The following is a 25,417-nucleotide window of genomic DNA, read 5'->3' as shown; positions in this document are numbered from 1 at the left end:
CAGAGGCAATCGCGCCTCGGTTCAGCTCGACACGGCGGGCGCCGGATTGCCGACCACGTCGCCCGACGGGGTGACGCTGAGCCAACGATAGATGAAGCCGCCAAGCGCCCCCCCGATCAGGGGAGCCGCGATGAACAACCAGAGTTGGCCGATCGCCCAAGGCCCGGCGAACAAGGCCGGACCGATGCTGCGTGCCGGATTGACGGACGTGTTGGTCACCGGGATGCTGATGAGATGGATCAGGGTCAATCCGAGCCCGATCGCGATCGGGGCGAAACCGGCAGGGGCCTTGCCATGGGTCGACCCCATGATGATGAACAAGAACATCATGGTCATCACGATCTCGGTGAAAAGGCAGGACAGGAGGCTATATTGCCCAGGTGAATGCTCGCCGTAACCATTGGCCGCAAACCCCTTGGCGATATCGAAGCCAGGCGCGCCGCTCGCGATCACGTAAAGAACGCCGGCGCCGACGATGGCACCGACGACCTGAGCCACGACATAGGGCAGGATCTGCTCCGCTGGAAAACGTCCGCCCGCCGCCAAGCCGACCGTGACGGCTGGGTTGAGATGGCAACCGGAGACGTGGCCGATCGCATAAGCCATGGTGAGAACGGTGAGGCCGAAGGCGAACGACACGCCGACGAACCCGATGCCGACCTGCGGAAATCCGGCTGCGATCACAGCGCTGCCACATCCCCCCAACGTCAGCCAAAAGGTCCCTATCGCTTCTGCAGCATACTTACGAGTGTCCATGGTTATGCCCCATCGGTGCACGTCGATGGCACAGCCACCGCTACGCAGGCGGGATGATCTGCCATCACATTTTGCTTTTCCAGCGATTAACGTTCGGCGATGGCCATGATGACATTTCGCCGCAAGCGCATGGGCCAAATCTTGGCGTTGAGGGGGCCGCAACCTATCGGTCACGCGGGGATCGGAACTCCGATTCGAGCAGCGATTGGCCGTGAAGCTTGTCGGCGACCCGGGAACAACCGCTCCGACGAGGCGATTAATCGATGTAACATCCAGGGAGAAAACGATCATGAGCCAAGGCTTTCCATCGATGACGGCGCTGCTGGGTCTGCTGGCCGTTGCAGGATTTCAGAATCGGGACAAGATCGCGGAAATGCTCGGGGGTATCGGTCAGGCCAAGCCCGCAACGCCGGGCCAGCCGCCGCAGCCAGGTCTCGGCGGGGTCCTCGGTCATGTCGGCGGGTCCGACGTGGGCGGTTTTCTCGGCGGGGGGCTGAACGATCTCATCGACCGCTTCAAGCAGAGCGGGCATGGCGAAACAGCCAATTCCTGGGTGCAGTCGGGCGCCAATCAGCCCGTCGCGCCGCATCAGATCGAACAGGCGATTGGTCAGGACACGCTGGACACGCTGACCAAGCAAACCGGGCTCTCGCGCGACGAGATTTTGGCGCGGCTTACGAAAGAGCTTCCGAGCGCGGTCGATCAATATACGCCGAACGGCCAACTGCCGCCGCGCAGCTGAGGCGACAGCAAGAGTGTCGTGGTCGGATGGCGGTTTCACCGTTCGATCAAGGCAACTTACCGGCGCAAAAGAGGTTTGACCCGAGCGAAGGCTGGACATCGATCCAGTGAAATTATCGATCGGGTCGATTCATGGCTGAGAAGAGCGCCACCAAGCCGTCCAATTTTGGCCCGTCGGGTCTGGAAGCGACGTCATCGACGGGTTCATGGTGGGCCGTCGCGGCCTTTGCGGGCTTAGCCCTCGTTGCCTCGACGCGTCCGGCACGGGGCGACCTGCAGGCGAAGCGCCTGCCCAATAAAAGCAATAGCGGCGCTCGCGATGCTGGTTCATCGCAGGACCAGCCGCGATCGAACGCCAACCATCACCTCGTCAACGACGGCAGAGGTCGGGACGCCAAATCGCCGTCCGATCTTCCGCTGAGAGGTTGGACAGATGTGCTCTGGCGGACCTACGAGGATCTCAGCAGCCATCGAATTCTGGCGGTGTCGGCCGGCGTAACCTTCTATGCGCTCCTGGCCTTGTTCCCCGCCATCGCGGCCTTCGTGTCGCTCTATGGCTTGTTCGCCAATGCCTCGACCATCAACGACCAGTTGAATTCGCTGCAAGGTATGATGCCCGGCGGCGCTGTCGATATTATCGGCGAACAGGTCAAGCGTATCGCCTCGAAGCCCGGCGGCACGCTCGGCTTCGCTCTCGTATCCGGTCTTGCGATCTCGTTATGGAGCGCCAATGCGGGCATGAAGGCCCTGTTCGACGCTCTCAATGTCGTCAATGACGAAACGGAAAAGCGAAGCTTTGTCGTGCTGAACGCGCTCTCGCTGACCTTCACGCTCGGCGCAATCGCGTTCTTGCTCTTGGCGATCGCCGCGGTCGTGGTCCTGCCCATCCTGTTTAATCTCGTCGGCTTGGGCGGTGCTTTGGTGACCATCCTGGCGATCGGACGCTGGCCCGTGATGCTGCTCATCGTGGCGGGTGCATTGGCGTTGCTCTATCGATACGGACCAAGCCGCGCCAAGGCGCAGTGGCGGTGGGTGAGTTGGGGCAGCGCCATTTCGGCCGTCGCGTGGCTTGGCGGCTCCGCTCTGTTTTCTTGGTATGTCTCGAGCTTCGGAAGCTACAACGAGACCTATGGGTCACTCGGGGGTGCGATCGGCTTCATGACCTGGATCTGGATTTCGACTACCATCGTGTTGCTGGGGGCCGAGATCAATGCCGAAATGGAGCACCAGACCGCGGTGGATACGACCGGCCATGGTGGAAAGCCGCTCGGAAGCCGCCGCGCCACCATGGCAGATACATTGGGCGAAGCCAAAGGCTGAGCGCCGCGACCGGATGAGGCGGGATTGCGGCTCGGTCCCGACCGGGTTAAGCGTCCGATCAATGTGCCGCCGGATCGCCGAAGCGGGCATGTGCCGAGCCGGAGACCCTTATGACGACAGCCATCGCGACCTATCCAAGCCTGCGCGACAGGGTCGTTCTGATCACGGGGGGCGGCAGTGGCATTGGTGCGGCGATCACGCGACGGTTGGCCGAGCAGCATGCCAAGGTGGCCTTCATCGACATCGCCGATGGCCCCTCCAACGATCTCGTTGCCGAGTTGAAGGATCAGGGTCACACGGTTCACTACGAGCATTGCGACCTGAAGGATATCGAGGCGCTGCGCCGCAGTATCGGTACCATACGCGAGGCGCTCGGACCGATCACGATCCTGATCAACAATGCGGCGCATGATGAACGTCATGCCACGCCCGAGGTCACGCCCGAGTATTTCGACGATCGGATCGCCGTCAATTTGCGGCACCAGTTCTTTGCGGCCCAAGCGGTGCTGCCCGACATGCAGGCGGCGGGCGGTGGATCCATCGTCAATTTTGGCTCGACCTCGTGGATGGTCGGGCAGGGCGGCATGCCGATCTACACGGCCGCGAAATCCGCCATTCTCGGCCTGACCCGCTCGCTCGCCCGCGATTACGGCAAATTCAACATTCGCGTGAACGCCGTCGCGCCGGGCTGGATCATGACGGAGCGGCAGGTGTCGCTGTGGCTGACACCGGAAAGCGAGAAAGAACTGATGGAACATCAGTGCCTGAAGCGAAAGCTCGTCCCCGACGACATGGCGCGTGTGGCACTTTTCTTCGCCTCCGATGAATCGGGGGCCTGCACCAATCAGCAATATGTCGCCGATGGCGGCTGGGTGTAGGATCGCAAAATCATGAGCGAGATCGACAAACCGGCCTTGATCGCGGTCGATTGGGGCACGACCCGCATGCGCGCCAGCCTCGTCGGGCAGGACGGCGCGGTTCTCGACCGCATCACCTCCGACCAGGGCGTCCAAAGCATTGCGGCCGGCGGCTTCCCGGCTGCTCTCGAGGCGGCTTGTGGGCCCTGGTTCGCAACTGATCCCCACCTCCGTGTCGTCATGTCCGGCATGGTCGGCAGCCGGAACGGCTGGGTCGAGGCACCCTATGTGTCCTGCCCCTGTGGGCCGGATGACCTCGCGGCCGGGTTCACCCGGATCGAAGGCGCACGCGATGTCGTCGTCGCGCCGGGTGTCGACATCCGCTGGCCTGACGGCGCTTATGATGTGATGCGCGGCGAGGAGGTTCAGGCCATCGGCGTCGGCCTCGCGGACGGCATGATCTGCCTGCCGGGCACCCACAGCAAATGGATCGAAATGGCGGGTGGCCGCATCGTGCGGTTCGCCACCTTCGTGACAGGCGAACTCTATGCCGCCATCGCCGGCTCGTTCCTCGGCCGTCTGGCTGAGGCGCCGGACGACGCGAGCGGCCATGTGGCCGGGGCGCGTGCGGCGCGGTTCAAGGGCGGTTTGAGCCGATCCCTGTTTCAGACCCGCAGCCAAGTGCTGGGTGGCGACATCGATGGCCACGCCGTTCGGCCGTTTCTATCGAGCCTCGTGATCGGCCAGGAATTGATCGGGGCTCAGGATCTCTTCGGCCCTTGCCGGTCCGTGCATCTCGTGGCGGCGTCGCCGCAGCGCGAGGTCTATCAGGCGGCATTCGAACAACATGGCATCGCCGTGACGACGCTCGATCCCGCCGAGGTCACACTGTCGGGTCTGCGGAGGCTTTACGCCGCCAGCAAGCCCACGCCCTGACGATACGAGGGCTTGTGGGGCGACGCATCTGTTTCTAGACCTTGCAAGACCATGTGGCGTCCATCCCGTCTCAAGGTCGCCCGGCCGAGCCGGCAGGTTCTGCCATCGAGTGAGAAAGTAGCCATCCCGTGTCCGAAGATCGTTTCAATCACTGGTTCGCCAAGATGCCGATCGTGGCGATCCTCCGTGGCCTGCATCCCGACGAGGCGCTGGACGTCGGCGAGGCCTTGGTCGAGGCCGGTATCCACATCCTCGAAGTGCCGCTGAACTCGCCCGATCCGCTCGTCAGCATCGGTCGGCTTGCCGCGGCGCTGAAGGATCGTGCGATCGTCGGGGCCGGAACGGTGTTGGACCCGACCGGGGTCGACGATGTCGCCAATGTGGGTGGCGAGATCATCGTGTCGCCCAATACGGATGTGGCCGTGATCCGTCGCACGCGCGAGCGCGGTCTGGTGTCCTTGCCGGGGAGCTTCACGCCGACCGAATGTTTCGCGTCGCTGGCGGCAGGCGCCCATGCGATCAAGCTTTTTCCGGGTGAATTGGTGACGCCGAAGAGCGCAAAAGGCATTGCGGCCGTTTTGCCGAAAGGCACGCGGATGCTCGTCGTCGGCGGCGTCTCGACCGACACCATGAAGGATTGGGCCGACAGCCCGGTGCATGGGTTCGGGATCGGCTCCTCGCTTTATAAGCCCGGTCTGACGGCCGGGGAAGTTGGGGCCCGCGCCCGCGCCCTGGTCGAAGCCGTGCGGGCCATGGCCGGTACCGCGCCATGATCGTCGTCTTCGGCTCGATCAACCTCGATCTCGTGACGCATGTGGAGCGGATCCCGGGACCGGGCGAAACCGTGATCGGGCCGAGCTACACCCATGTGCCGGGCGGCAAAGGAGCCAACCAGGCACTCGCGGCAAAGCGCGCAGGCGCGACCGTCCGCATGGTCGGGGCGACCGGTCTCGACGACTTCGCTGACATCGCCTTGTCGCTGCTGCTGTCCGATGGCGTCGATCTGACCGGCGTCGTCCGCACCGCGCAGCCGACCGGCGCGGCCTTTATCAGCGTTGACGCAATTGGCCAGAACGCCATCACGGTGGCGGCCGGGGCCAATGCAACTGCGAGAGCCGCGCAGGTTGAGGGTCTCCCGATCGAGCCGGGCGATAGTCTGCTGCTGCAGCGGGAGGTTCCGGACCAGGAGGGCGAGATCGCGGCGCGATCCGCCAAGGCGCGCGGTGCTCGCGTGATTCTCAATCTGGCGCCGGCCGGCGCGGTGTCGACAAGCTATCTCGCCGAACTCGACATTTTGGTCATGAACGAGCACGAGACGGCGGTGCTCAGCGCGGCGCTCGACCTCGGCGACGAGCCGGCTGCTTTGGCGCGCCACCTGCATGAGCGGCACGGCGTCGATATGGTGCTGACGCTCGGTGCCGATGGTGCAGCCGGTTGGCAGGGCGGTGTCGAACATCGGGTGGCGTCGCTCCCGATCGTGCCGGTCGATACGACCGGCGCCGGCGACACGTTTCTCGGCGCTTTCGCGGCGGCGCTCGATGCCGGGCTCGACTTCAAGGCGGCTCTTGGGCGTGGCGCGGCGGCCGGCAGCCTCGCCTGCACCAAGCAGGGCGCGCAGCCGAGCATTCCGACCAAGGACGACATCGACCGCGCCATCGCGACCCTTTAGCTTCTCCCGGTCCGCCGCGCCCCTTGATCGGAGCGAGACGGACGGCCTGGACCCATCAGCATCATGCCTCCTGTTTCGGACGAGCCTCCCCTGCCGGTCATGAAGGGGATTGGCTTGAGCGCGATGGGATACGCGTGTTTTTCGGTTCAGGACGCAACCGTGAAATGGCTGGTCAGCCATTATCCCGTGCCCGAAATCCTGATGTTTCGAAGCCTGGTCATCGTGGCGATCGCGCTGGCGATCGGTGGCCGCCGCAATCTTTCGGCGCTGGCCCACAGCCGTAATAAACGCGCTCTGGTGGTCCGGGCCGCCCTGATCCTCGCGGCATGGATGTCGTTCTACAATGCCGCGCCTTTCCTCGGCCTCGCCCAATTGACGACCCTTTATTTCGCGGCACCGATCATTGCGGTCGTCCTGTCGATCTTTGTCTTGGGCGAGCGGGTCGACGGTCCGCGTTGGATCGCGGTGATTGGCGGCTTCTGCGGTGTTGTGCTGGCCTCGAACCCGAGCGCGACTGGCGGCCTGGTGCCGGTCGGCATGGCGCTGTTCGCCGCCTGCTGCTGGGGGCTCAGCGTCGTTTTGGTTCGCATGATCAGCCGCACGGAGACGACGGCCAATCAGATGCTGGTCAGCAACGGCTTCTTCGCTTGTGCCTGCGCCATCATGGTGTTGTGGACCTGGACGACGCCGGATTGGTTCAGCCTCGCCCTGATGTTCGGTATCGGCGTCGCGGGTGGTCTCGGTCAGTTTCTTCTCTACGAGGGGTTCCGCTATGCTCCGGCCTCGGTCGTGGCGCCGGTCGAATATACCGGGCTGCTCTGGGCCTTTATCTACGGCTACGCGATCTGGGCCGATATTCCGAAGGCGCAGGTGTTTGCCGGGGCGGGCCTCATCATCGCGAGTTCGCTGGTGATGATCTGGTTCGAGCGGCGGCGCGCGGTCCGCCTCGTCGCATTGGACACGAGGGTCTGACCGCCGCGGCTTAGCGGGCCCCGATCGTCTGAGACGGGCGTCGGAACACCCGGTCGAGCAGCACCGCCACGAGCACGATCGCGATCCCGGCCTCGAACCCCATGGCGGGCCGCACTTGGTTGAGCGAGCGAAGCACTGGCACGCCAAGGCCACCCGACCCGACCATCGTCGCGATCACCGACATCGACAGGGCCAGCATGATCGATTGGGTCAAGCCCTCCATGATGGCCGGGGAGGCATGCGGAAGCTCGACCTTGGTGAGCAACTGCCAGGGTGTCGCGCCAAACGCCTGACCCGCTTCGCGCAAGGGCAACGGCACGCTGGAAATGCCGAGCTGCGTCATTCGGATGGGCGCCGGAACCGCGAAAATGACGGTCGCGATGATGCCGGGTACGACCCCGAGGCCGAACAGCGACAGCATCGGGATGAGATAGACGAAAGTCGGTAGCGTCTGCATGAGATCGAGCATCGGCCGCAGCGATTTTGCCAGCCAGGGGCGATGCCCGGCCGCGATGCCGATCGGCACCCCGATCGCCATGGACGCGAGGGTCGCATAAAAGGTGATAACCAGTGTCGTGAGCGTGTCGCGCCAATAGCCCTGGTTAAGGATAAACACCAAAGCCAGCACCGCGAAGGCCGCGATGCCCCAGGAGCGGCGCAGCCCATAGGCCAGTCCCGCCACGATCAAACAGAAGACCAGCGGCGGCACCATGCCGACCAATAGCGTCGTATGGTCGATGAGGCCGCTCAGCGTGTCCGAAATCACGTCGAAGACCGCGCCGGCGCTGTCCTTCAGCCCGTTCATGGCGGCATTCAGCCAGAAGCCGATCGGGATCTTGTGGCCTATGATGGCTTGCGTCAGCTGATCCATGCGGCATCCGGGCGTGTCGTTGAGCGCGCCATGATGGCGTCGCGGTCCCGCCCCGTTGCGCGATGCGTCGGGGCGGGGAGGATCAGGTCGAGGTGGTTAGAGGCCGAGGCTCTTCTGCACGGCCGGCAAACCGGGCTGTCCGTCGATCGTCGTCACGCCGTCGAGCCAAGTTGTCAGCACAGCGGGGTTCTGCTTCAGCCAATCCGTCGCGGCCTTGTCGGGCTCCTGGCTGTCGAACAGGATCGATCCCATGATCTGATTTTCCATCGGCAGGGTGAATTTGAGATTCGCCAGCAGCTTGCCGACATTCGGGCAATCTTTCGAATATCCCGCGCGGGTGTTGGTATAGACCGTCGCACCGCCGTAGTTCGGCCCGAACACCGCGTCGCCGTCTGTCAGGTAGTCGATCTTGAACTTGGTGTTCATCGGATGCGGCTCCCACCCGAGGAACACGATGGGCTCGTGCCGCTTGGTGGCGCGCTCGACCTGAGACAGCATGCCCTGCTCACTGGACTCGACGAGATCGAAGCCCTTCAGACCGAATTTGTCGTCCTTGACCATGTCGAGGATCAGCCGATTGCCATCGTTGCCCGGTTCGATGCCATAGATTTTATTGTCGAGCTTATCTTTGAACTTGGCGATGTCGTCGAACGACTTCAGCCCGGCCTCGTAGAGATAGTCCGGCACCGCGAGCGTATACTTGGCGCCGTTGAGATTGGCCCCGAGCACGTCGACGCTCTTGTCGTCCACATAGGGCTTGCGGTCGGCCTCCATGGTCGGCATCCAATTGCCGAGAAAAACATCGATCTGCTTGTTATGAAGCGACGTGTAGGTGACCGGAACCGAAAGCACGTCGACATGCGGGGTGTAACCGAGACCTTTCAGGATCGCCGACGTCGCGGCCGTCGTCGCGGTGATGTCGGTCCAGCCGACGTCGGAGAACTTCACCGTCTTGCAGCTTTCGGGGTCCGCCGCGCGGGCTTGGCCGGCCGACGCGAGCGCCGCGGTCACGAGCGCCATCGTCGACAGTAGGATCCTGTTCATATGCCTTCTCCCGTTCCGATTATTTGACGTCACGCTGATGCAATGATCGTGCACGCTGATCGACGTGCTGGCGAAGGCTAAGTCATCGCCTGTCGGAAGACGAGCATAACCGCGACCCTTCGTGTCGCGTCGCGGCCACGATGAGTGTTTTCGGTGCAACCTTCGGAGTCTTTGGACGTCGACAGGTCTCGACCAAAGGCGTGCTGATGCGTTTCGGAAATCCATTCAAGCTGATCGCGAGGCTGTCCAATCCTGATGCTGTGGACCGGCATCACCCCGACGCCATGCTGCCGGATGGAACACGGGTCTATGCGATCGGAGACATCCATGGCCGCGCCGACCTGCTCGACGCGATGGTGTCCAAAATCGCCGATGACGTGCGGGAGCGGCCCGTGGATCAGCCGCTCACGGTTCTGCTCGGCGACTACATCGATCGGGGACCGCGATCGGCCGAGGTCATCGACCGGCTGGCGCGCAGTGATTTCGCCACCCCGATCGTCACGCTGACGGGCAATCACGAAGATATTTTCGGCCAAGTCCTGCGCGGTTCGGCCAGTCTCGATCGCTTTCTCGGCATGGGCGGAGACGCGACTCTCCGCTCCTACGGCCTTGATCCGCGTGCCATGCAGCGCATGCGGACGAGTGACCGGCAGGCGGCGCTGCGCGGCAGCGTGTCCCCATCCCATCGCGCTTTTCTGGAGGCGACACGGCTCAGTTTCACGGTCGGCCGCTACTTCTTCTGTCATGCCGGAGCACGACCGGGCGTGCCGCTCGATGAGCAGAGCCGGGAGGATCTCGTGTGGATCCGCGAGGACTTTCTGAAATCCTCCTTCGATTTCGGAAAAATCATCGTTCACGGCCATACGCCGGTGAAAACGCCGGAGGTGCGGCCCAATGCCATCAATGTCGACACCAAAGCCTTTGCGAGCGGCGTGCTGACGGCTGTGGCGCTCGAAGGAAACCAGCGCCGGTTCTTGCAGGTGCGCGTGTAAGACACGGCCCATGATGCGCCGGTCAGACGGCCTCGGCCAATCCGTCGATCCAATTGCGGAAGATCGGCAAGACGGTCGCCTGCCATTGTGCCGCCAAACCATCGCGCAGCCCGAGCTGACGCGGCAGGTCGCGAAGTGCGAGCGCGGTGCGATCCGCCATCGCGAGCTGCTCGAACGCGCCCAAGGCTAAGCGGGTCGCTTGATCGAAATAATGCTGCGGGAGAGCCGGATAGTCGGCCCGCTCGCCACGCAGAAAACGCGACACGTCGCGGCGATACTCGCGGGCAATGGAATCCGGCTCATATTCCGGATGCCCTTGGAAAAATACGAAGGCGCTGCGGCCCTGGCGCACGAACAAGTCGACGCCGGCTTCGGTTGAGGCGGTCAGAACCTGGTAGCCGTGCTGGCGAAGGTCGGCCGCGGCGATGTCGTTCAAGCGCGAGTGCGGCACCTCGATCCGAGGCGAGGCGCCAGCCAGCAGGGGATGGTCGCCGTCAGGCTCGAAGGCGAAGACGCCGGAGCGTTTATGGGGCAGGGGGCGCCGCTCGATGCCATCGAGGTGCAGCACCGCCGCATGCGCCGCGAGGCAGGACCAGAGAGTCGAGACGGTGTTGCGTTCCGCCCAATCGACGAGATGTCTCAGGCTGTCCCAATAGGGCTCGTCACGTAGGGAGGCGGCGCGCGGCTCGCATCCGGTCACGATCAGGGCGCGAAGCGGCCGGTCCGCCAGCCGCTCGAACGGCACGTAATGCTGCTGGATATGCGCGGCGGCGGCGTCGCCGCGTGCGACGGTCGGCAGAGACAAGCGATGCAGGCGGATGCGGTGCCGGCCGCTGGCGGCAGCCAGTAAAGTCGCGAATTGTCGCTCGGTTGCGAGGAGCGCACTATCGGGCATATTGTTGACGAGGCCGATGTCGATGCAGTGACGCTCCGCGTCGGCCTCCCGCGCCGGACGCGTGCCGACATCGTCAGGCGGTACGCCACCAACGACCGGCTCGGCGGCACGATCATCGAGGCAGAGCGGCACTCTCGCGGCTCCCTTCAACGCGCAAGACGGGCTGCATTGGCGGTCGCGCCCAGCGCTTGGTCGAGATCCTCGAGAATGTCGTCGATATGCTCGATCCCGATGCTGAGACGGATCATCTCCGGGCGAACGCCAGCCCCGCGCTGCTCGTCGAGCGTCATCTGGCGGTGCGTCGTCGAGGCCGGATGGCAGGCGAGCGACTTTGCGTCGCCGATGTTGACGAGGCGCTTGATGAGGCCCAGCGCGTCGTAGAACCGTTTGCCGGCCTCGAGGCCGCCCCTGACCCCGAACGTCATGAGCGAGGAGCCCTGGCCGCCGAGATATTTCAGCGCAAGCGCATGATAGGGGCTGTCGGCGAAGCCGGCATAGCTGACCCAGTCGACGCGCGGATCCTTCACCAGGAACTCGGCGACCTTCCGCCCATTTTCGACATGCCGCTCCATCCTGAGCGCCACCGTTTCGATGCCTTGCAACAGCAGAAAGGCGCTCATCGGCGCCAACACGGCGCCGGTGGTCCGCTGATAGACGCTCCGGCAGCGCGCCACGAAGGCGCTTCTGCCGAAATGCTCCGCATAGACGAGCCCGTGGTAGGAGTCGTCCGCTTGCGTGAAGGCGGGGAAGCGCTTGGCATTGGCGACCCAATCGAAGCGGCCGCCATCGATGATGGCGCCACCCATGGTTGTGCCATGGCCGCCCATGAATTTGGTGAGCGACTCGACCACGATGTCGGCGCCGTAATCGAGCGGTCGCAGCAGGATGGGGGTCGCGACCGTGTTGTCGACGATCAGCGGCACGCCGTGGCGGTGCGCTGCGGCCGCGATGGCCTCGATATCGGCAATATTGCCGGCCGGGTTGCCGATGCTCTCGCAAAACACCGCACGCGTGTCGTCGTCGATCAGCGCCTCGAGATCGGCGGCTTGGTCGGAGGCCGCGAACCGGCCGTGGATGCCTTGACGCGGCAGCACGTGGGCCAGCAGCGTGTGGGTGGTGCCATAAAGTTGCGGCACCGAGACGATATTGCCGCCGTGGTCGGCCGCGTTGACGAAGGCATAGTGGAGCGCCGCCTGACCGGTCGCGACCGCCAGGGCCGCGATGCCGCCTTCGAGTTCGGCGACGCGCTTCTCCAGCACCGCGACGGTCGGGTTGCTAATGCGGCTATACCGGAAGCCGTCGGTTTCGAGATTGAACAGGGCGGCGCCATGATCGGCCGAGTCGAACGTATAGGCGACGTTCTGATAGATCGGCACCGCGACCGCCTTGGTGGCCGGATCGTTGTCGAACCCGCCGTGGATCGCAATCGTTTCGTTCCGCATCGGAAGAATCCTGTCGGGGGGTGATCCGCCATCCCGGCCGCGCTTGTCGTTTCGGACGCGCGTGCCGATGACCCGACCCCTACGCCATCCTACCGAAACAAGCGTTACTTTCGATCGAGCTGTCGTGTGTCGCGTCACTATCGTTAAGTTACGGTATCGAGCGACGCGGGATGACGCCGCAGACGGCTGGTCGGCCGATCGAGACGTCGTCTTAAGGCTCACCGGTCAAGATCGACGCCTCGACCGACGGATGTCTCAATGATCTCGACCGCCAGCACTGATTCAGCCGAGGGCACCGCCGCCGAACCGCCATCGACGCTCGACCGCTGGGTCGCGGCCTTGGCCATGGCGGCTCAGGTGGACCAGCGTCCCGACCGCGTGTTCGGGGATGTCGTGGCGGAACTCGCGTCGATCCATGGCGATGCGCCGGCGGTTCTGTCCGATCGGGAGAGTTACACGTTCCGGCAACTGGCCGACGGCTCGGCCCGCTACGCCCGATGGGCGCTGGCGCAGGGCATCAGGCCCGGCGAGAGGGTCGCGCTCTTGATGCCGAACCGCCCCGAATATCTCGCGGCTTGGATCGGCATCAGTCGCGTCGGCGGGGTCGTGGCGCTGCTCAACACGCATCTCACGGGGGCCGCCTTGGCGCATAGCGTCGCGGCGGCCGCGCCGGCCCATGCGATCGTGGCGGCGGAGCTGCTGCCATCCTGGCAGGGAGCCGCGTCGCTGCTGCCCGCCGGTCTTGCTCCCGTGGTTTGGCTGCATGGCGATGCTGATGCGGCGCTGCCGCGGCTCGATCTCGATCTGCTCGGCCGGTCGGGTGAGCCGCTCAGCGAAGTCGAGCGGGGCGGCGTCACCACAGCGGATCCGGCGCTGCTCATCTACACCTCGGGCACGACCGGCCTGCCGAAAGCCGCGCGCGTCAGCCATCACCGCGTGATGATGTGGAGCCATTGGTTCGCCGGCATGATGATGACCACGCCGCTAGACCGCATGTACGATTGTCTTCCGCTCTACCACAGCGTCGGCGGCATCGTGGCGACCGGGTCGGTGCTGGTCAACGGTGGCTCAGTCGTGATCGCCGAACGATTCTCGGTGACCCGATTTTGGGACGAGATCCAGCGCTGGGACTGCACGCTGTTCCAGTATATCGGCGAACTCTGCCGCTATCTCGTCAAGGCCCCGCCGTCCGGCCATGAGGGGGATCACCGGCTACGGATGGTCTGCGGCAACGGCTTGCGGGTTGACGTGTGGGAGCCGTTCAAGAGCCGTTTCGCGATTCCGCAGATCCTCGAATTCTATGCCGCCACAGAGGGTAATTTTTCGCTCTACAATGTCGAGGGCAAGCCCGGCGCGATCGGCCGCATCCCGTCCTTCATGGCGGCGCGGTTCCCGGCCGCCATCGTCAAACACGATCCGTCGACCGGTCTTCCGCTGCGGGACGAGACGGGTTTCTGTCTCCGCTGCGCGCGCGACGAGCCGGGCGAGGCGATCGGCCGGATCTCGGCCGACGAGGTCGCCCGTGCGGGTCGATTCGAGGGCTATACCAACGTGGAGGACACTGACCGCAAGGTGCTGCGCGACGTGTTCAAGCCGGGCGATGCCTGGTTCCGCACCGGCGATCTGATGCGAATGGATCGGCAAGGTTTCTTCACCTTCGTGGACCGGCTCGGCGACACGTTCCGTTGGAAAGGCGAGAACGTCGCCACCACCGAGGTGGCGGCCGCCATCGCCTCCTGTCCGGGTATCGTCGATGCCGTGGTGTTCGGCGTCGCCGTCCCGCATCATGATGGCCGGGCCGGGATGGCGGCTCTGGTCGTGACGCCAGACTTCGAATCGGCCGACTTGCGGCAGCATCTCGGCACGCTCTTGCCCGCCTATGCGCGGCCGCTCTTCCTGCGGCTCTGCGCGCGTTTCGAGATGACCGAAACCTTCAAGCAGAAGACGGTTGCGCTCGCGACAGCGGGGTTCGATCCCGCGCTCGTACAGGATCCGCTGCTGTTCGACGACATGGCGCAGGGCGCCTACGTGCCGCTCGATGTCCCGCTTCAGGCCCGTATCGCCCGCGGCGAGCTTCGCCTCTGAGAGACGTCAGGCCGTGTTGCCCGCATCGACCGTCATGACCGTGCCGGTGATGTTGCGGCCGCCCTCGCCCATCAGAAACGCCACCATCCGGGCCACATCCTCGATCTCCGGCAGGCGGCGCAAGGCGCTGCGGCGCGCGACCTGCTGGCGCTGCGCGTCGTCCATACCGGCCGTCATCTCGGTGTCCATAAAGCCGGGCGCTACCGCATTGACCGTGATCCCCAGCCGCCCGACCTCGCGCGCCAGCGAACGCGTGAACCCCAGCATCGAGGCCTTGGTGGCGCCATAGACCGACAGGCCACTATAGCCGGTCGAGGCGATGATCGACGACACGTTGACGATGCGGCCCTCCTGCTCGGACATCATCTGCCGAGCGACATATTTTGTCAGTACGATCGGCGAGAGCGTGTTGAGCCGCACCAGCGTCTCGATCTGGCTCTGGTGCATGATGGCCAGGAGACCCTCGGTCCCGATCGCCGCATTGTTGACGAGACCATAGATTGGGCCGACCGCTTGCCGGATGCGCTGCACGAGCCCCGGGAGAGCGTCGATGTCACCAAGATCACAGGGCTCGAACAGCAGGGCGCCCGGTCCGGCCGCTGTTGCCTCGGCCCGGATGCGCGCGAAATCCTCGCTGTCGTGGCGCGCCACCGCGATCACGCGATAGCCTTCGCTCGCGAGATGACGGCCAATGCCGAGCCCGAGCCCGCGGCTCCCCCCCGTGACCAGCACGGACCTGGCCGGTTTCGACATCGCGCTCATGCCCGATCCTTTGCGGCGTTCCCCGCGGGGTCCGCCCCGGTGCCGGGGCGGGCCAGCTTACCGCCGGGCGTGACCTCGAGCGCGGTCACGAAACGCACCATCGCCGGCACCTTATGGGGCGGCAGGCTGGCGCGGCAGGTCGCGATAATCGCGTCGCGCACCGTCCCTTCATCGAGTGCAGCGTCGATGAGGACCACCTCGGCCACCACGATCCCGCCCGTGATCGGGCTGCGGCGGCTTTTCACGAGCGACATGCGGACTTGATCGTGCCGGTTGATGACCGCCTCGATCTCCTCGGGATGCACCTTCAGGCCGCCGACATTGATGATGCCGCCGCGTCGCCCGACGAAATAACAGCGGTCACCGCGCCGCTCGATCATGTCGCCGGTATCGACGAACCCGTCGGGGTCGATCAGGGTCGGCGGGTCGGCGCCGAGGTAGCGGCTCGCCATCCGGTTCGATTTCATGCGGAGCGAGCCGTCCTCGATCCGCATCGCGAGGGCGCCCCCCGTCGCGTCGAGCAGCGCTGCTGGAAAGCCCTCGAGGCCATCGTTGACCTCGAAGCCAACACCCGCCTCGGTCGACGCATAGGCATGGCCGACCTTGGCGCCCGGGAAGGTTTCGCCGAGGCTGTCGAGGACGGCCTGATCGGCGATCTCGCCCGACAGGCGGACGTAAGTCGGTGCGATGATCGCGGCTTCGGCCGACATCAGGACCTTGCGCCAATGCGACGGCGTTCCCGAAAGATGGGTGATCCCGGCCGCGTTCAGGCGCGTCAGATGATCGATCAAGGGTTCGCCGGCCTGCGAAAGAACCAGCGACCGGCCTCCGAGGATGGCGCGCAAAAAGATCTGCAGGCCGCCATAGCGCCGGATGTCGTAGAAGGTGCCCCAGACGACCTGCTGGGTCTGACCCACCGAAGATGCGATCGCGCCGGTGAGCGCCGCAATGTCGTGGACGACGAGTTTCGGCAGGCCCGACGTGCCGGAGGTCGCCATCACCCACTCGGTCGAGACGTGCGGCGCGGTCGCAGTGATCCGGTCCCAATCGGCGGGATGCAGCATGGTGCCGCAACGCACGATGGCATTGACCCCGAGGCCATTGAAGGTCGCGACCTCGCGGTCGGTCACGATCGTGTCGACTTCCGCGTCGGCCATCACCGAGCGCATGTGGGCGGGATCGAGATCGGGCGGGCACAAAACCATGCGGCGCACCAGTCCGTCGCAATCGAGCATCGCCAGGGCCGCCGTCGATTGCGTGCGCGTGATCAGCATGATGGAGCGACCCGCCAATAAAGCGGGATCGTGGTCGAAGCAGGTGCCGGTCGCGATCGCGGTCAGCGGTACGCGCGCATCGGCTCCGAGCAGCGCCGCATCGTCGGGCGGTCCGCTCCGACGCAGCGCGTCGCGAAGGCTTGCGGGCTTAGTGGTGCCCATCGTCGTAGAACTTGACGAAGTCGCCCAGCGTCACGGGAAAATAAACGTCGTCCGACGCCGTAAATGGGTCGTAGCCGAGGTGATCTTCGAGGCGCGCTACGAGAATCGCGAAACACAGCGAATCGAGACCGGATTCCAGCAGAACCGTGTCGTCGGTGAGCGGCACGAGGGTTTTCTTATGCTCGGAGGCAACCTGCTCGATTTGAGCCAGGATGGTCGGCCGTACTGACATGGAAGCATCGCCTAAGGTTTTGTTAACATTGTCTATACTGCATCAGCACGGGGCCAACAACACGGTTTGCCCGACATGGTGAAGCGAATATCTGTCCGCGTGAGGCATGTGTCGTCTTTGAAGCGCGTCGCCGTTGTGTTTCGACGCAATCTTGTATGATGCGCTGAGAGGACGAGATTGCGATGTTGAACGCCGCCAACAGCCGAACCGCCGCCGAGGTCCTGGTCGATCTCTTGATCGCCAATGGGGTCGAGCATGTCTTCTGCGTGCCGGGCGAAAGTTTTCTCGGCGTGCTCGACGCATTTCGGGATCGCGCCATCACGGTGACGGTCTGCCGCCAGGAAGGCGGCGCCGCCATGATGGCGGAGGCTGTCGGCAAGGCGACAGGTCGGCCCGGCGTCTGTTTCGTCACGCGCGGCCCCGGCGCCACCAATGCGTCGGCGGGGATCCATATCGCCAACCAGGACTCCACCCCGATGATCATGTTCGTCGGGCAGGTCGAACGCGGCGTCCGGGGGCGCGAGGCGTTTCAGGAACTCGACTATAAGGCCGTATTCGGCTCGATGACCAAACTCACGGTGGAGATCGACGAGGCGTCTCGAGTGCCCGAAATCGTCAATCGGGCCTTCGGGGCCGCGCTAAGCGGACGCCCCGGTCCGGTGGTCGTGAGCCTCCCGAAGGACATGCTGAACGAACGCGTGTCGCTCGAGGCTGCTCCGCCTTATCGCGCGGTTGAGACGGCGCCCGGGCACGAGGATCTCGACGCGCTCGAGGCGCTTCTGGCCCGCGCCGCACGGCCGCTCGTGATCCTCGGCGGCACGCGATGGACGCCGGAGGCCTGCGCGGCCGTGCAGCGGTTCGCCGAGCGTTTCGACCTGCCGGTCGCGACCAGCTACCGCCGCGCGCCTTTGTTCGATGCGCTGCATCCCAATTATGCCGGGGATGTCGGCCTCGCGCCCAACCCCATGCTGATCGCCCGCGTCAAGGCCGCCGATCTCGTGCTGCTCTGCGGCGGCCGCTTCGGCGAAATTCCCTCCCAGGGCTACACGCTGTTCGACCCGCCATCGGCCGAGCGGACGCTGGTCCATATCTATGCCGAGCCGTCCGAATTCGGGCGCGTGTTCCGTCCCGATCTTGCGATCCATGCGACCCCGGTTCGCTTCGCAGCAGCGCTCGATCGCCTGCAACCTAAACAGGTGTCGTCATGGCGCGAGGCGACGGCTGACGCGCATCGGGATTATCTCGCCTGGTCGGAGGTGCCGACCCCGCAGCCTGGCGATGTCAATCTCGGAGCCGTGATGGTGTGGTTGCGCGACCACGTCCCGACCGACACGATTCTCTGCAACGGTGCGGGCAATTACGCCGCTTGGATTCATCGCTTCTACCGGTTTCGTCATTTCGCCAGCCACATCGCGCCGACCTCCGCCTCGATGGGCTATGGCATCCCGGCTGCCGTTGCGATGCAGCGGCTTCACCCGAATCGCCTCGTGCTGTCGATCAATGGGGATGGGGACTTCCTGATGAACGGACAGGATTTCGCAACCGCGGTCCAATATGGCTTGCCGATCGTGACGATCATTGCCGATAACGGCAGCTACGGCACGATCCGCATGCATCAGGAGCGTGAGTTTCCGGGTCGCGTTTCGGCCACCGATCTGCGCAATCCGGATTTTGCGGCCTATGCGCGGGCGTTCGGCGGCTATGGCGTCACAGTCGAGCGGACGGCCGACTTTCCGGCTGCTTTCGAGGCAGCGCGTGCCTCCGAAATGCCGAGTATCGTCCATCTTAAGATCGATGCGGATGCGATCACGCCTGGCCTGTCGCTGAGCCAAATTCGCGAGCAAGCACTTCGGCGACAGGCCGGCCCGGCTTGAACAAGCCCGCGCGGTCGTCAGCTATTTCGACGACATCGCCGCTTTCGGGCTATATTGGCCAAGCTCAAGCTTAAGCTTCACGTAAGATTTTGCTCAGGCTGGAATGTGCTTGTCGCCTGTGACATCAGTCATATGCAGTATTGGTGATCTCAAAAAGCGCTAGGTTACGCAACGTAATCTCACGTTGCCGATTAATTATCTTATCCGACAAATAATGGATTACTCCGCTTACCCGAAGGCCGACGCCGATCTTGCCGCGATGCAGCATTGACATGCTCTCTAATGTCTTTAAACACGATTTTAATAAAAACTTAATCCTGAGATCTGCCTCGAAGATGCTCAAGGATCAATGACTTGTCGTTTCGACTGGTAGGAAACGCCCCTTGCTGCGCCGCACGCGCTCGGAGCTACAGATGGACGCTAAGGCCGCACGACCCCTGAAGCCCGATCTCGGGAAGCCTGCCGGAATCGCGACCAATCCGGGGAGCTGGATCAACCTCAAGCGTGGGATCGCGCTGACCGTGTCAGCAACCCTTGCGGCGCTCATCCTGACGTCTGTGCTTCCGCCCCTGGTTGCGGATCAATCCGACCGAGCCGTCGTCAACGCTCCGGTTTCCTTGCTGACGGCGCCGATCGACGGCGAGGTCACTCTGTTGTCGGCGCGAGCGGGTTCGGACGTTCACCCGCGCATCGAAGTGGTCAACAAGCGGGTTGACCGCTCCACTCTCATCACGCTCGACGGCCAGTTCAACGATGCACAGAGCCGCTTGACGGCCCTGCGTGCCGAGCGCGAAGGCGAAGTCCGGTTCGTATCGGATTTGACCGACGAGATCGCGCGTCAGACCACGGCGATCGAGGACCGTTACTCGCAACAAGTGCTGGATCTGCAAGCTCAGATCGGCTCGGCCGGCGCCTCGGTCGAGGAAAAACGGTTGGTGGCCGGGCGGCAAACCGACATGGTGGCTCGTAATGTGGCGGCACCGGCCATGGCGAAGTCAGCCGCTCAGCAATATTCGGCCTCGAAATATCAAAAGGACAGCGTCACCTCCAAGCTGGTCCAGAAGCAGGCGCAACTCGATAGCATTCGCCATGGCATTTTCGTCGGCGACGATGTCCACGACATTGCGACCCTGGTGCAAAAGAAGAACGACATGACGCTCGATATCGAGCGCCTCTCCATTAAGGAGGCCCAAGTCACGTCCGAGGCGGCGGTTCGCGCGCGGCTGATTCTAGCCGAAAACATGCGGCTCGCCAGCCTCGAACATTCCGCCGTCAGCACACCGGACTCGGGCGAGGTGCTCAGTGTCGGCGCGTCGCTCGGCCGTCACGTCACAGCCGGCGATACGTTGGCCCGTATGGTGGATTGCGACAATTCCTTTGTGGTCGCCATTTTTTCGTATCGCCAAGGCGGCAATCTTGCTCCGGGCACGCGCGTCTCGATCGACGCCGGCCCATCCGGAAAGCAGGCCGGCACCGTGATGGAAGTGCTGCCCAAGACGAGCGACAAGGTCGACGAAACCTATGCGGTCCCGTTCCCGCAGACCGAGCGGCGTGAGCTCTACGTTCTCGTCAAGCCGGACGCGCCGCTGCGGTCGCAGACGGCCGATGGCGGCCCTGGAACCTGCGACGTCGGCCGCTGGGTGACGGTGACCCGCCAGAACGGCTGGGTGCCGTCGACCTCGATGCTGTGGCATCTGGCAAGCCGGGCTCTGTTCTGGAACACCGCCGACGCGCAGACCCGCCCGGCATCGACCCGGTTTGCCTCCGTCGCGACGACGGGACGCTCGCACTGATGGGTCGAACCATTGCGGCCGCAACGGCGGCCGCAATGTCGGTCGCGATGGGCGCGTTCGGCCTGACGCTTCCGGCCATCGCCGACACACGACCGGTGATTCCGGCTGGCGGTCTCGCGTTCGGCTTGTGTCGCGCTCTGTCCCGCGCGGTGGATGCGGCGGCTCCCTCCGGTCCTGTGTTCGTCGCCAGCTATTCACCCGGCCCGGGCGAGACGGATCTGCCTGGTCCGTTGCGGACGACGGCATTCTCCTATGACAATGCCGTTTCGGTTATCGCGCTCGTGGCCTGTGGGGACCGCGCGCGGGCGGGGCGCATCGCCGACGCCTTCGTGATCGCCGGGCGGAAAGATCGAACCTTTACCGATGGACGCATCCGCAACGGCTACCGCGCCGGTCTGGTTGCCGATGCGCCTCCCAACCTGCCGGGATGGTGGGACAGGGACGCCGGACGCTGGTATGAGGACGCCTATCAGGACGGCAGCGCGACGGGCAATGTCGCCTGGGTGGCGCTCGCCCTCCTCACGATGCACGAGGCGACGGCCGCCGGCCCCGTGACAGCGGCGGATTCGTACCTCGCCACGGCGCGGCATGTGCTGACATGGATCGGGGCTCATGCAACCGACGCCCCGGGGCCTCCCGGATATGCCGGCGGTGTGACAGGTTTCGACACGGCTCAGCAGGTGCTGACGTGGCAGTCGACGGAACATAATATCGATGTTGCGGCCGCCGCGCATTGGGCGTCCCGGCTGACGCATGATCCTGCCGAAACCGCCATGGCGACCCGCGCGACCGGCTTCGTCGCATCCCGCTTTCAGCCGGACGCGGGCTTCTTCCTGCTGGGGACCACGCCGGAGGGCCAGGATGCGGCGCGGGATCATCTCGCGCTTGACGTTCAGCTATGGCCGGTCCTCGGCGTCCCCGATGCGCCCACCCCCTGGCGCCGAGCCCTCGGGTTCGCCGACGCGCATCTGCGACGCGGCGATGGTATGACTTTCGCGGGCTTCGGCACAAACCGATGGACCGAGGGATCCGCGCAAGCCTCGCTCGCTTTCCGGTCCGTCGGTGCCGATGCGATCGCGGATGGCCTGCTCAATGGCTTGGCGGCTCATGCGGCGCCATCAGGCCTGCTCTATGCAACGAGTGCCGGCACGGTCCCGACCGGGCTGAAGGTCGAAGCCGAGAACGGCGGCGACTTCGAATATTTCCACCGTCCGCATATCGGTGCGACGGCATGGGCGACGCTGGCGGCCCTCCGCTGGAATCCGTTTACCGGTCGTAAGGTGAACTGAACCATGGTCGATGCTTCTCCCGACGCAGCGACCGTGCTGATGACCGATCTCGGCGTGCTCTGCGGCTGCATCGCGCTGTCGAAGCTGCTCGACCCGGTGCGGGCGGTCGACCGCGCCATTTTTGGCGGCCTGACCGCAATCCTGATCGTGGCCTATACGGCATGGCGGCTCTTCGACACCATCCCGGGCTTCGAGTTCGGTTTCGGCGCGATCTGGCAGCGGTTCTACTTCGTCTTCGAGGCCATCGCGATCCTCTACACGCTGATGTCGATCGTCATCCTGCTGCGCCACACCGATCATTCCGCCACCGCCGATGTCGCGGAAGCCGAGATCGATGCCGCCAACAGCTGGCCGCCGGTGGATGTCTTCATCTGCACCTATAACGAGCCGGTCGACGTGCTGGAAAAGTCGGTGCTGTTGTCCCGCGCGCTCGATTATCCGGATGTCCGCATCTGGGTCCTCGACGACACGCGGCGACCCTGGTTGCGCGAGTATTGCAACGAACTCGGGGTCAATTATCTGACCCGCTCCTCCAACGAATGGGCCAAGGCCGGTAATCTCAACAATGGCCTCCGCCTCACCGCCGGGCCGCGGGCCGCCCCGCTGATTCTCGTGCTCGATGCCGATTTCGCGCCGCATTCCAACCTGCTGAAACGGACCGTCGGCCTGTTCCGCGACCCGAAGATCGCGGTGGTGCAGACCCCCCAGCTTTACTTCAACGCCGACCCGATCCAGCATAATCTCATGGCGTCGAAAGCCTGGATCGACGACCAGCGGATCTTCTTCGATGTGTTTCAGCCCGCCAAGGATGCCTGGGGCGCGGCCTTCTGTGTCGGCACGACATTTCTGGTCCGCCGCGACCGGCTGAACGAGATCGGCGGTTTCCCGCATGAAGCCGTGTCGGAGGACATCAATCTCACCTATACGATGATGAGCCACGGCTACGTCACGCGCTGGCTGAACGAGCGCCTCAGCGTTGGCCTCGCGGCCGAGGGCTTGCCCGAATATATCACACAGAGGGCGCGGTGGTGCCTCGGCACGATTCAGGTCGCGTTGCTCCGCAATGGTCCGTTTCGCGGCGCGAATTTCACGATGGTGCAGCGGCTCCATTACCTGCACGGCGTTCTGAACTGGTTGTGCAAGCCGTTCATCGTGCTGATGCTGTTGGCACCGGCCGTCTACTGGTTTTTCGGCATTCCGGCCTTCGAGGCCGACTACGTCGATTTTCTCGGCCATGCGGTCCCGGCGCTGCTGGCCTTCTACGCCTATAGCGGTTGGGTGTCGCGTCGGCGGACCCTGCCGATCTTCATGGAGGTGACCCACATGGTCACGGCCGTGGCGGTCACCTGGACGCTGATCACTTGCCTGTATCGCCCGTTCGGTCGCCCCTTCAAGGTGACCGACAAGGGGGGTGACCGCTCCCGCACGATCGTGCGGTGGGACATGTTGCGGATTTTCGGCGGTCTCTGCGCGGTGTCGGTCGGCGCCATCATCTGGGCGTTGATCGGGCCGAACGCCCCGACGGAGGCGACGCCTGTCGATATCCTCAATCTGGTTTGGGCGGGCATATCGTCTTTGCTGGCCGGCGTCGCCTGTATCGTCTGTTTCGAAAAACCTCGCCTGCATCGCGAGGAACTGTTCCAGACCGATCATGTCGGACAATTGCGAACCGAAACGGGGCTCCTTCTTCCCTGTTCGGTTCACCGCCTTTCGACGGTCGATGCCAGCCTCAGCCTCGCTCAGGAGCATCGTGACCTGACGATCGGGACGGCGGTGGATCTCGTGCTCGACGGTCTGCAAACCGTCGGGGGGCATGTCTCCTTCAGCCGAGGTCGGGATCTGCTCGTCAGCCTGAGCCTTCCCGAAGCACAGCGGCGCGACATGGTCGTTGCCCTCTATCGAAGTCCGAATGACAATCTGCCGCTGCAGGCCGATATGGGCAAAGCGTTGGCCGGATTGCTTCGGCGGAGCATCGGGCGGGACTGAGCGGTCTGGCCGCCGGCGTTGGAGATCGCGGTGCCGATGCGACGCGGACCGCCGTTGACTTGCGTCTCCGGCGAGCCGTCTACTCGCCCGATATGCCTCAACGGCTAGCCCTGATCGAAGGTCTTGTCCCATGACCCTGCAGAAGCAACTCAGGCTCGGCGCCTTCATGCGCCCGGTCGGCATCCACACGGCGTGGTGGCGCTATCCGGGGGCTTTTCCGGACGCCAATAGCAACTTCAAACATCTGAAGCGGTTCGCACAGACGTTGGAGCGCGGCCGGTTCGACGCCTTCTTCATGGCCGATCATCTGGCGGTTCTGAACATGCCGATGGCGGCATTGCGCCGGAGCGGCACGGTGGCGTCGCTCGATCCGCTGACGCTGCTGCCGGCGCTCGCCGCCGTCACCGATCATATCGGCCTCATTGCCACGGCCTCGACGACCTATAACGAGCCCTATCACATTGCCCGCAAATTCGCCTCGCTGGACCATATCAGCGATGGCCGGGCCGGGTGGAACCTCGTCACCTCCGGCAACCCGCACGAAGCTATGAATTTCGGGCTCGAGGAGCATGTCGAACATGCCACGCGCTATCGGCGGGCGCGCGAATTCTACGATGTCGTGACCGGCTTGTGGGATAGCTGGGCTGACGACGCCTTCATCCGCGACACCGAAAGCGGCATCTTCTTCGATCCGGAGAAGCTGCATGTGCTCAATCACACGGGCGAGTTTCTGACGGTCCGCGGGCCGCTGAACGTGGCGCGGCCCGTCCAGGGCTGGCCCGTCATCGTGCAGGCCGGCGCGTCCGAAGCCGGGCGGCAGATCGCTGCCGAAACCGCCGAAGTGATCTTCAGCGTGTCGCTCACCCTCGCCGAGGCGAAGAGCTTCTACGCCGACGTGAAAAGCCGGATGACGGCAATCGGCCGCGACCCCGATCATCTCAAAGTCCTGCCCGGCGTTCTGGTGGTCGTCGGGGCCACCATGGAGGAGGCACGGGCCAAGAAGGCGCTGCTCGACAGCCTCGTGCATGAGGACAGCGGCTTGCCGAACCTGTCGATGCGGCTCGGCACCGATGTGTCCGGCTTCGATCTCGACGGCCCGTTGCCCGAGATTCCCGACAGCAACGCCAGCAAGAGCGGCCGGCAGAAGCTCGTCGATCTCGCCCGCGATCAGAACCTGACGGTTCGGCAATTGGCGCAATTCGTAGGCGGCTATGGCGGCTACGAGATTGTCGGAACGCCCGCCAGCATCGCGGATCGGATGCAGGAATGGCTCGACGGCGAGGGATGCGATGGGTTCAACATCATGTTTCCCTCGGTACCGAGCGGCCTCGACGATTTTGTCGATCTCGTCGTGCCCGAGTTGCAGCGGCGCGGCCTGTTTCGGCGTGAATATGAAGGCAAAACCTTACGCGAGAACCTTGGCCTACCGCGCCCCGAGAACCGGTTCTTCCCGACGGTCCGGTAA

At 64.3% G+C, this 25,417-nt stretch carries 22 protein-coding genes; 14 read left to right on the top strand and 8 right to left on the bottom strand.

Features of this window, described 5'->3' with window-relative positions:
* Positions 1-21: 21 nt before the first annotated feature.
* Positions 22-756: an aquaporin Z gene (gene aqpZ / locus EY713_RS03980; protein ID WP_131113668.1), complete on the bottom strand. Its 735-nt coding sequence runs from the start codon at positions 754-756 to the stop codon at positions 22-24.
* Positions 757-1,045: 289 nt separating this feature from the next.
* On the opposite strand from aqpZ, the gene EY713_RS03975 reads away from it, so the two are divergent.
* From EY713_RS03975 to EY713_RS03945, 7 genes are all read left to right on the top strand, one after another.
* Entirely contained in the window at positions 1,046-1,498 is a 453-nt protein-coding gene (locus EY713_RS03975) for a YidB family protein (RefSeq protein WP_131113667.1), read from the top strand.
* Positions 1,499-1,629: 131 nt separating this feature from the next.
* A complete protein-coding gene (locus EY713_RS03970) occupies positions 1,630-2,817 on the top strand; it encodes a YihY/virulence factor BrkB family protein (protein WP_131113666.1) in 1,188 nt (395 codons plus the stop codon).
* 110 nt (positions 2,818-2,927) lie between these two features.
* On the top strand, positions 2,928-3,695 hold the full coding sequence (locus EY713_RS03965; RefSeq protein WP_131113665.1) for an SDR family NAD(P)-dependent oxidoreductase: 768 nt from the start codon (positions 2,928-2,930) through the stop codon (positions 3,693-3,695).
* Positions 3,696-3,707: 12 nt separating this feature from the next.
* Positions 3,708-4,610, top strand: a complete 903-nt coding sequence (locus tag EY713_RS03960; RefSeq protein WP_131113664.1) for a 2-dehydro-3-deoxygalactonokinase — start codon at positions 3,708-3,710, stop codon at positions 4,608-4,610.
* A gap of 128 nt (positions 4,611-4,738) precedes the next feature.
* Positions 4,739-5,383 (top strand): 2-dehydro-3-deoxy-6-phosphogalactonate aldolase, encoded by a 645-nt coding sequence (locus tag EY713_RS03955; protein ID WP_245504342.1) that lies wholly within the window; start codon positions 4,739-4,741, stop codon positions 5,381-5,383.
* Complete coding sequence (locus EY713_RS03950; protein ID WP_131113663.1) at positions 5,380-6,279, top strand: ribokinase; 900 nt, start codon at positions 5,380-5,382, stop codon at positions 6,277-6,279. Before EY713_RS03955 ends, EY713_RS03950 begins: the two co-directional genes overlap by 4 nt.
* A gap of 63 nt (positions 6,280-6,342) precedes the next feature.
* Complete coding sequence (locus EY713_RS03945; protein WP_131113662.1) at positions 6,343-7,251, top strand: DMT family transporter; 909 nt, start codon at positions 6,343-6,345, stop codon at positions 7,249-7,251.
* Positions 7,252-7,261: 10 nt separating this feature from the next.
* Here EY713_RS03945 and EY713_RS03940 read toward each other — a convergent pair whose 3' ends face one another.
* Together EY713_RS03940 and EY713_RS03935 are read right to left on the bottom strand one after the other, a co-directional pair.
* On the bottom strand, positions 7,262-8,122 hold the full coding sequence (locus tag EY713_RS03940) for an ABC transporter permease (RefSeq protein WP_131113661.1): 861 nt from the start codon (positions 8,120-8,122) through the stop codon (positions 7,262-7,264).
* Between the two features lie 96 nt (positions 8,123-8,218).
* Positions 8,219-9,166 (bottom strand): choline ABC transporter substrate-binding protein, encoded by a 948-nt coding sequence (locus EY713_RS03935; protein ID WP_131113660.1) that lies wholly within the window; start codon positions 9,164-9,166, stop codon positions 8,219-8,221.
* Between the two features lie 206 nt (positions 9,167-9,372).
* Between EY713_RS03935 and EY713_RS03930 the strand changes: the two genes are divergently transcribed.
* Positions 9,373-10,158, top strand: coding sequence for a metallophosphoesterase (locus EY713_RS03930; protein WP_131113659.1), 786 nt, complete (start codon positions 9,373-9,375; stop codon positions 10,156-10,158).
* A gap of 22 nt (positions 10,159-10,180) precedes the next feature.
* On the opposite strand, the gene metA is transcribed toward EY713_RS03930, so the two are convergent.
* Together metA and EY713_RS03920 are read right to left on the bottom strand one after the other, a co-directional pair.
* Entirely contained in the window at positions 10,181-11,185 is a 1,005-nt protein-coding gene (gene metA / locus EY713_RS03925) for a homoserine O-succinyltransferase MetA (protein WP_131113658.1), read from the bottom strand.
* Between the two features lie 14 nt (positions 11,186-11,199).
* Positions 11,200-12,495 carry an O-acetylhomoserine aminocarboxypropyltransferase/cysteine synthase family protein gene (locus EY713_RS03920; protein ID WP_131113657.1) on the bottom strand — a complete coding sequence of 432 codons (1,296 nt, stop codon included), beginning with the start codon at positions 12,493-12,495 and terminating at the stop codon, positions 11,200-11,202.
* Between the two features lie 258 nt (positions 12,496-12,753).
* On the opposite strand from EY713_RS03920, the gene EY713_RS03915 reads away from it, so the two are divergent.
* Positions 12,754-14,580 carry a long-chain-acyl-CoA synthetase gene (locus tag EY713_RS03915; RefSeq protein WP_131113656.1) on the top strand — a complete coding sequence of 609 codons (1,827 nt, stop codon included), beginning with the start codon at positions 12,754-12,756 and terminating at the stop codon, positions 14,578-14,580.
* A gap of 6 nt (positions 14,581-14,586) precedes the next feature.
* On the opposite strand, the gene EY713_RS03910 is transcribed toward EY713_RS03915, so the two are convergent.
* Genes EY713_RS03910 through EY713_RS03900 form a run of 3 tightly spaced genes read right to left on the bottom strand, consistent with a single transcriptional unit; the run spans position 14,587 to position 17,010 of the window.
* Positions 14,587-15,342: an SDR family NAD(P)-dependent oxidoreductase gene (locus tag EY713_RS03910; RefSeq protein ID WP_131113655.1), complete on the bottom strand. Its 756-nt coding sequence runs from the start codon at positions 15,340-15,342 to the stop codon at positions 14,587-14,589.
* Complete coding sequence (locus tag EY713_RS03905) at positions 15,339-16,778, bottom strand: AMP-binding protein (protein WP_131113654.1); 1,440 nt, start codon at positions 16,776-16,778, stop codon at positions 15,339-15,341. Before EY713_RS03905 ends, EY713_RS03910 begins: the two co-directional genes overlap by 4 nt.
* Positions 16,765-17,010, bottom strand: a complete 246-nt coding sequence (locus tag EY713_RS03900; RefSeq protein ID WP_131113653.1) for an acyl carrier protein — start codon at positions 17,008-17,010, stop codon at positions 16,765-16,767. The genes EY713_RS03905 and EY713_RS03900 overlap by 14 nt, the downstream gene beginning before the upstream one ends.
* Positions 17,011-17,192: 182 nt before the next feature.
* On the opposite strand from EY713_RS03900, the gene EY713_RS03895 reads away from it, so the two are divergent.
* The 5 genes from EY713_RS03895 (at position 17,193) to EY713_RS03875 (ending at position 25,417) form a co-directional block, all read left to right on the top strand.
* Positions 17,193-18,884: a thiamine pyrophosphate-binding protein gene (locus EY713_RS03895; RefSeq protein WP_131113652.1), complete on the top strand. Its 1,692-nt coding sequence runs from the start codon at positions 17,193-17,195 to the stop codon at positions 18,882-18,884.
* 413 nt (positions 18,885-19,297) lie between these two features.
* Positions 19,298-20,677 (top strand): HlyD family secretion protein, encoded by a 1,380-nt coding sequence (locus EY713_RS03890; RefSeq protein WP_131113651.1) that lies wholly within the window; start codon positions 19,298-19,300, stop codon positions 20,675-20,677.
* Positions 20,677-21,966 carry a hypothetical protein gene (locus tag EY713_RS03885; RefSeq protein WP_245572883.1) on the top strand — a complete coding sequence of 430 codons (1,290 nt, stop codon included), beginning with the start codon at positions 20,677-20,679 and terminating at the stop codon, positions 21,964-21,966. Before EY713_RS03890 ends, EY713_RS03885 begins: the two co-directional genes overlap by 1 nt.
* Positions 21,967-21,969: 3 nt before the next feature.
* Complete coding sequence (locus tag EY713_RS03880) at positions 21,970-23,952, top strand: glycosyltransferase family 2 protein (protein ID WP_131113650.1); 1,983 nt, start codon at positions 21,970-21,972, stop codon at positions 23,950-23,952.
* A gap of 130 nt (positions 23,953-24,082) precedes the next feature.
* On the top strand, positions 24,083-25,417 hold the full coding sequence (locus tag EY713_RS03875; RefSeq protein ID WP_131113649.1) for an LLM class flavin-dependent oxidoreductase: 1,335 nt from the start codon (positions 24,083-24,085) through the stop codon (positions 25,415-25,417).

The sequence above is a fragment of the Lichenihabitans psoromatis genome (genome assembly GCF_004323635.1).
GTDB classification, from domain to species: Bacteria; Pseudomonadota; Alphaproteobacteria; order Rhizobiales; family Beijerinckiaceae; genus Lichenihabitans; species Lichenihabitans psoromatis.
This window is presented reverse-complemented; position numbering and strand designations above follow the sequence as displayed.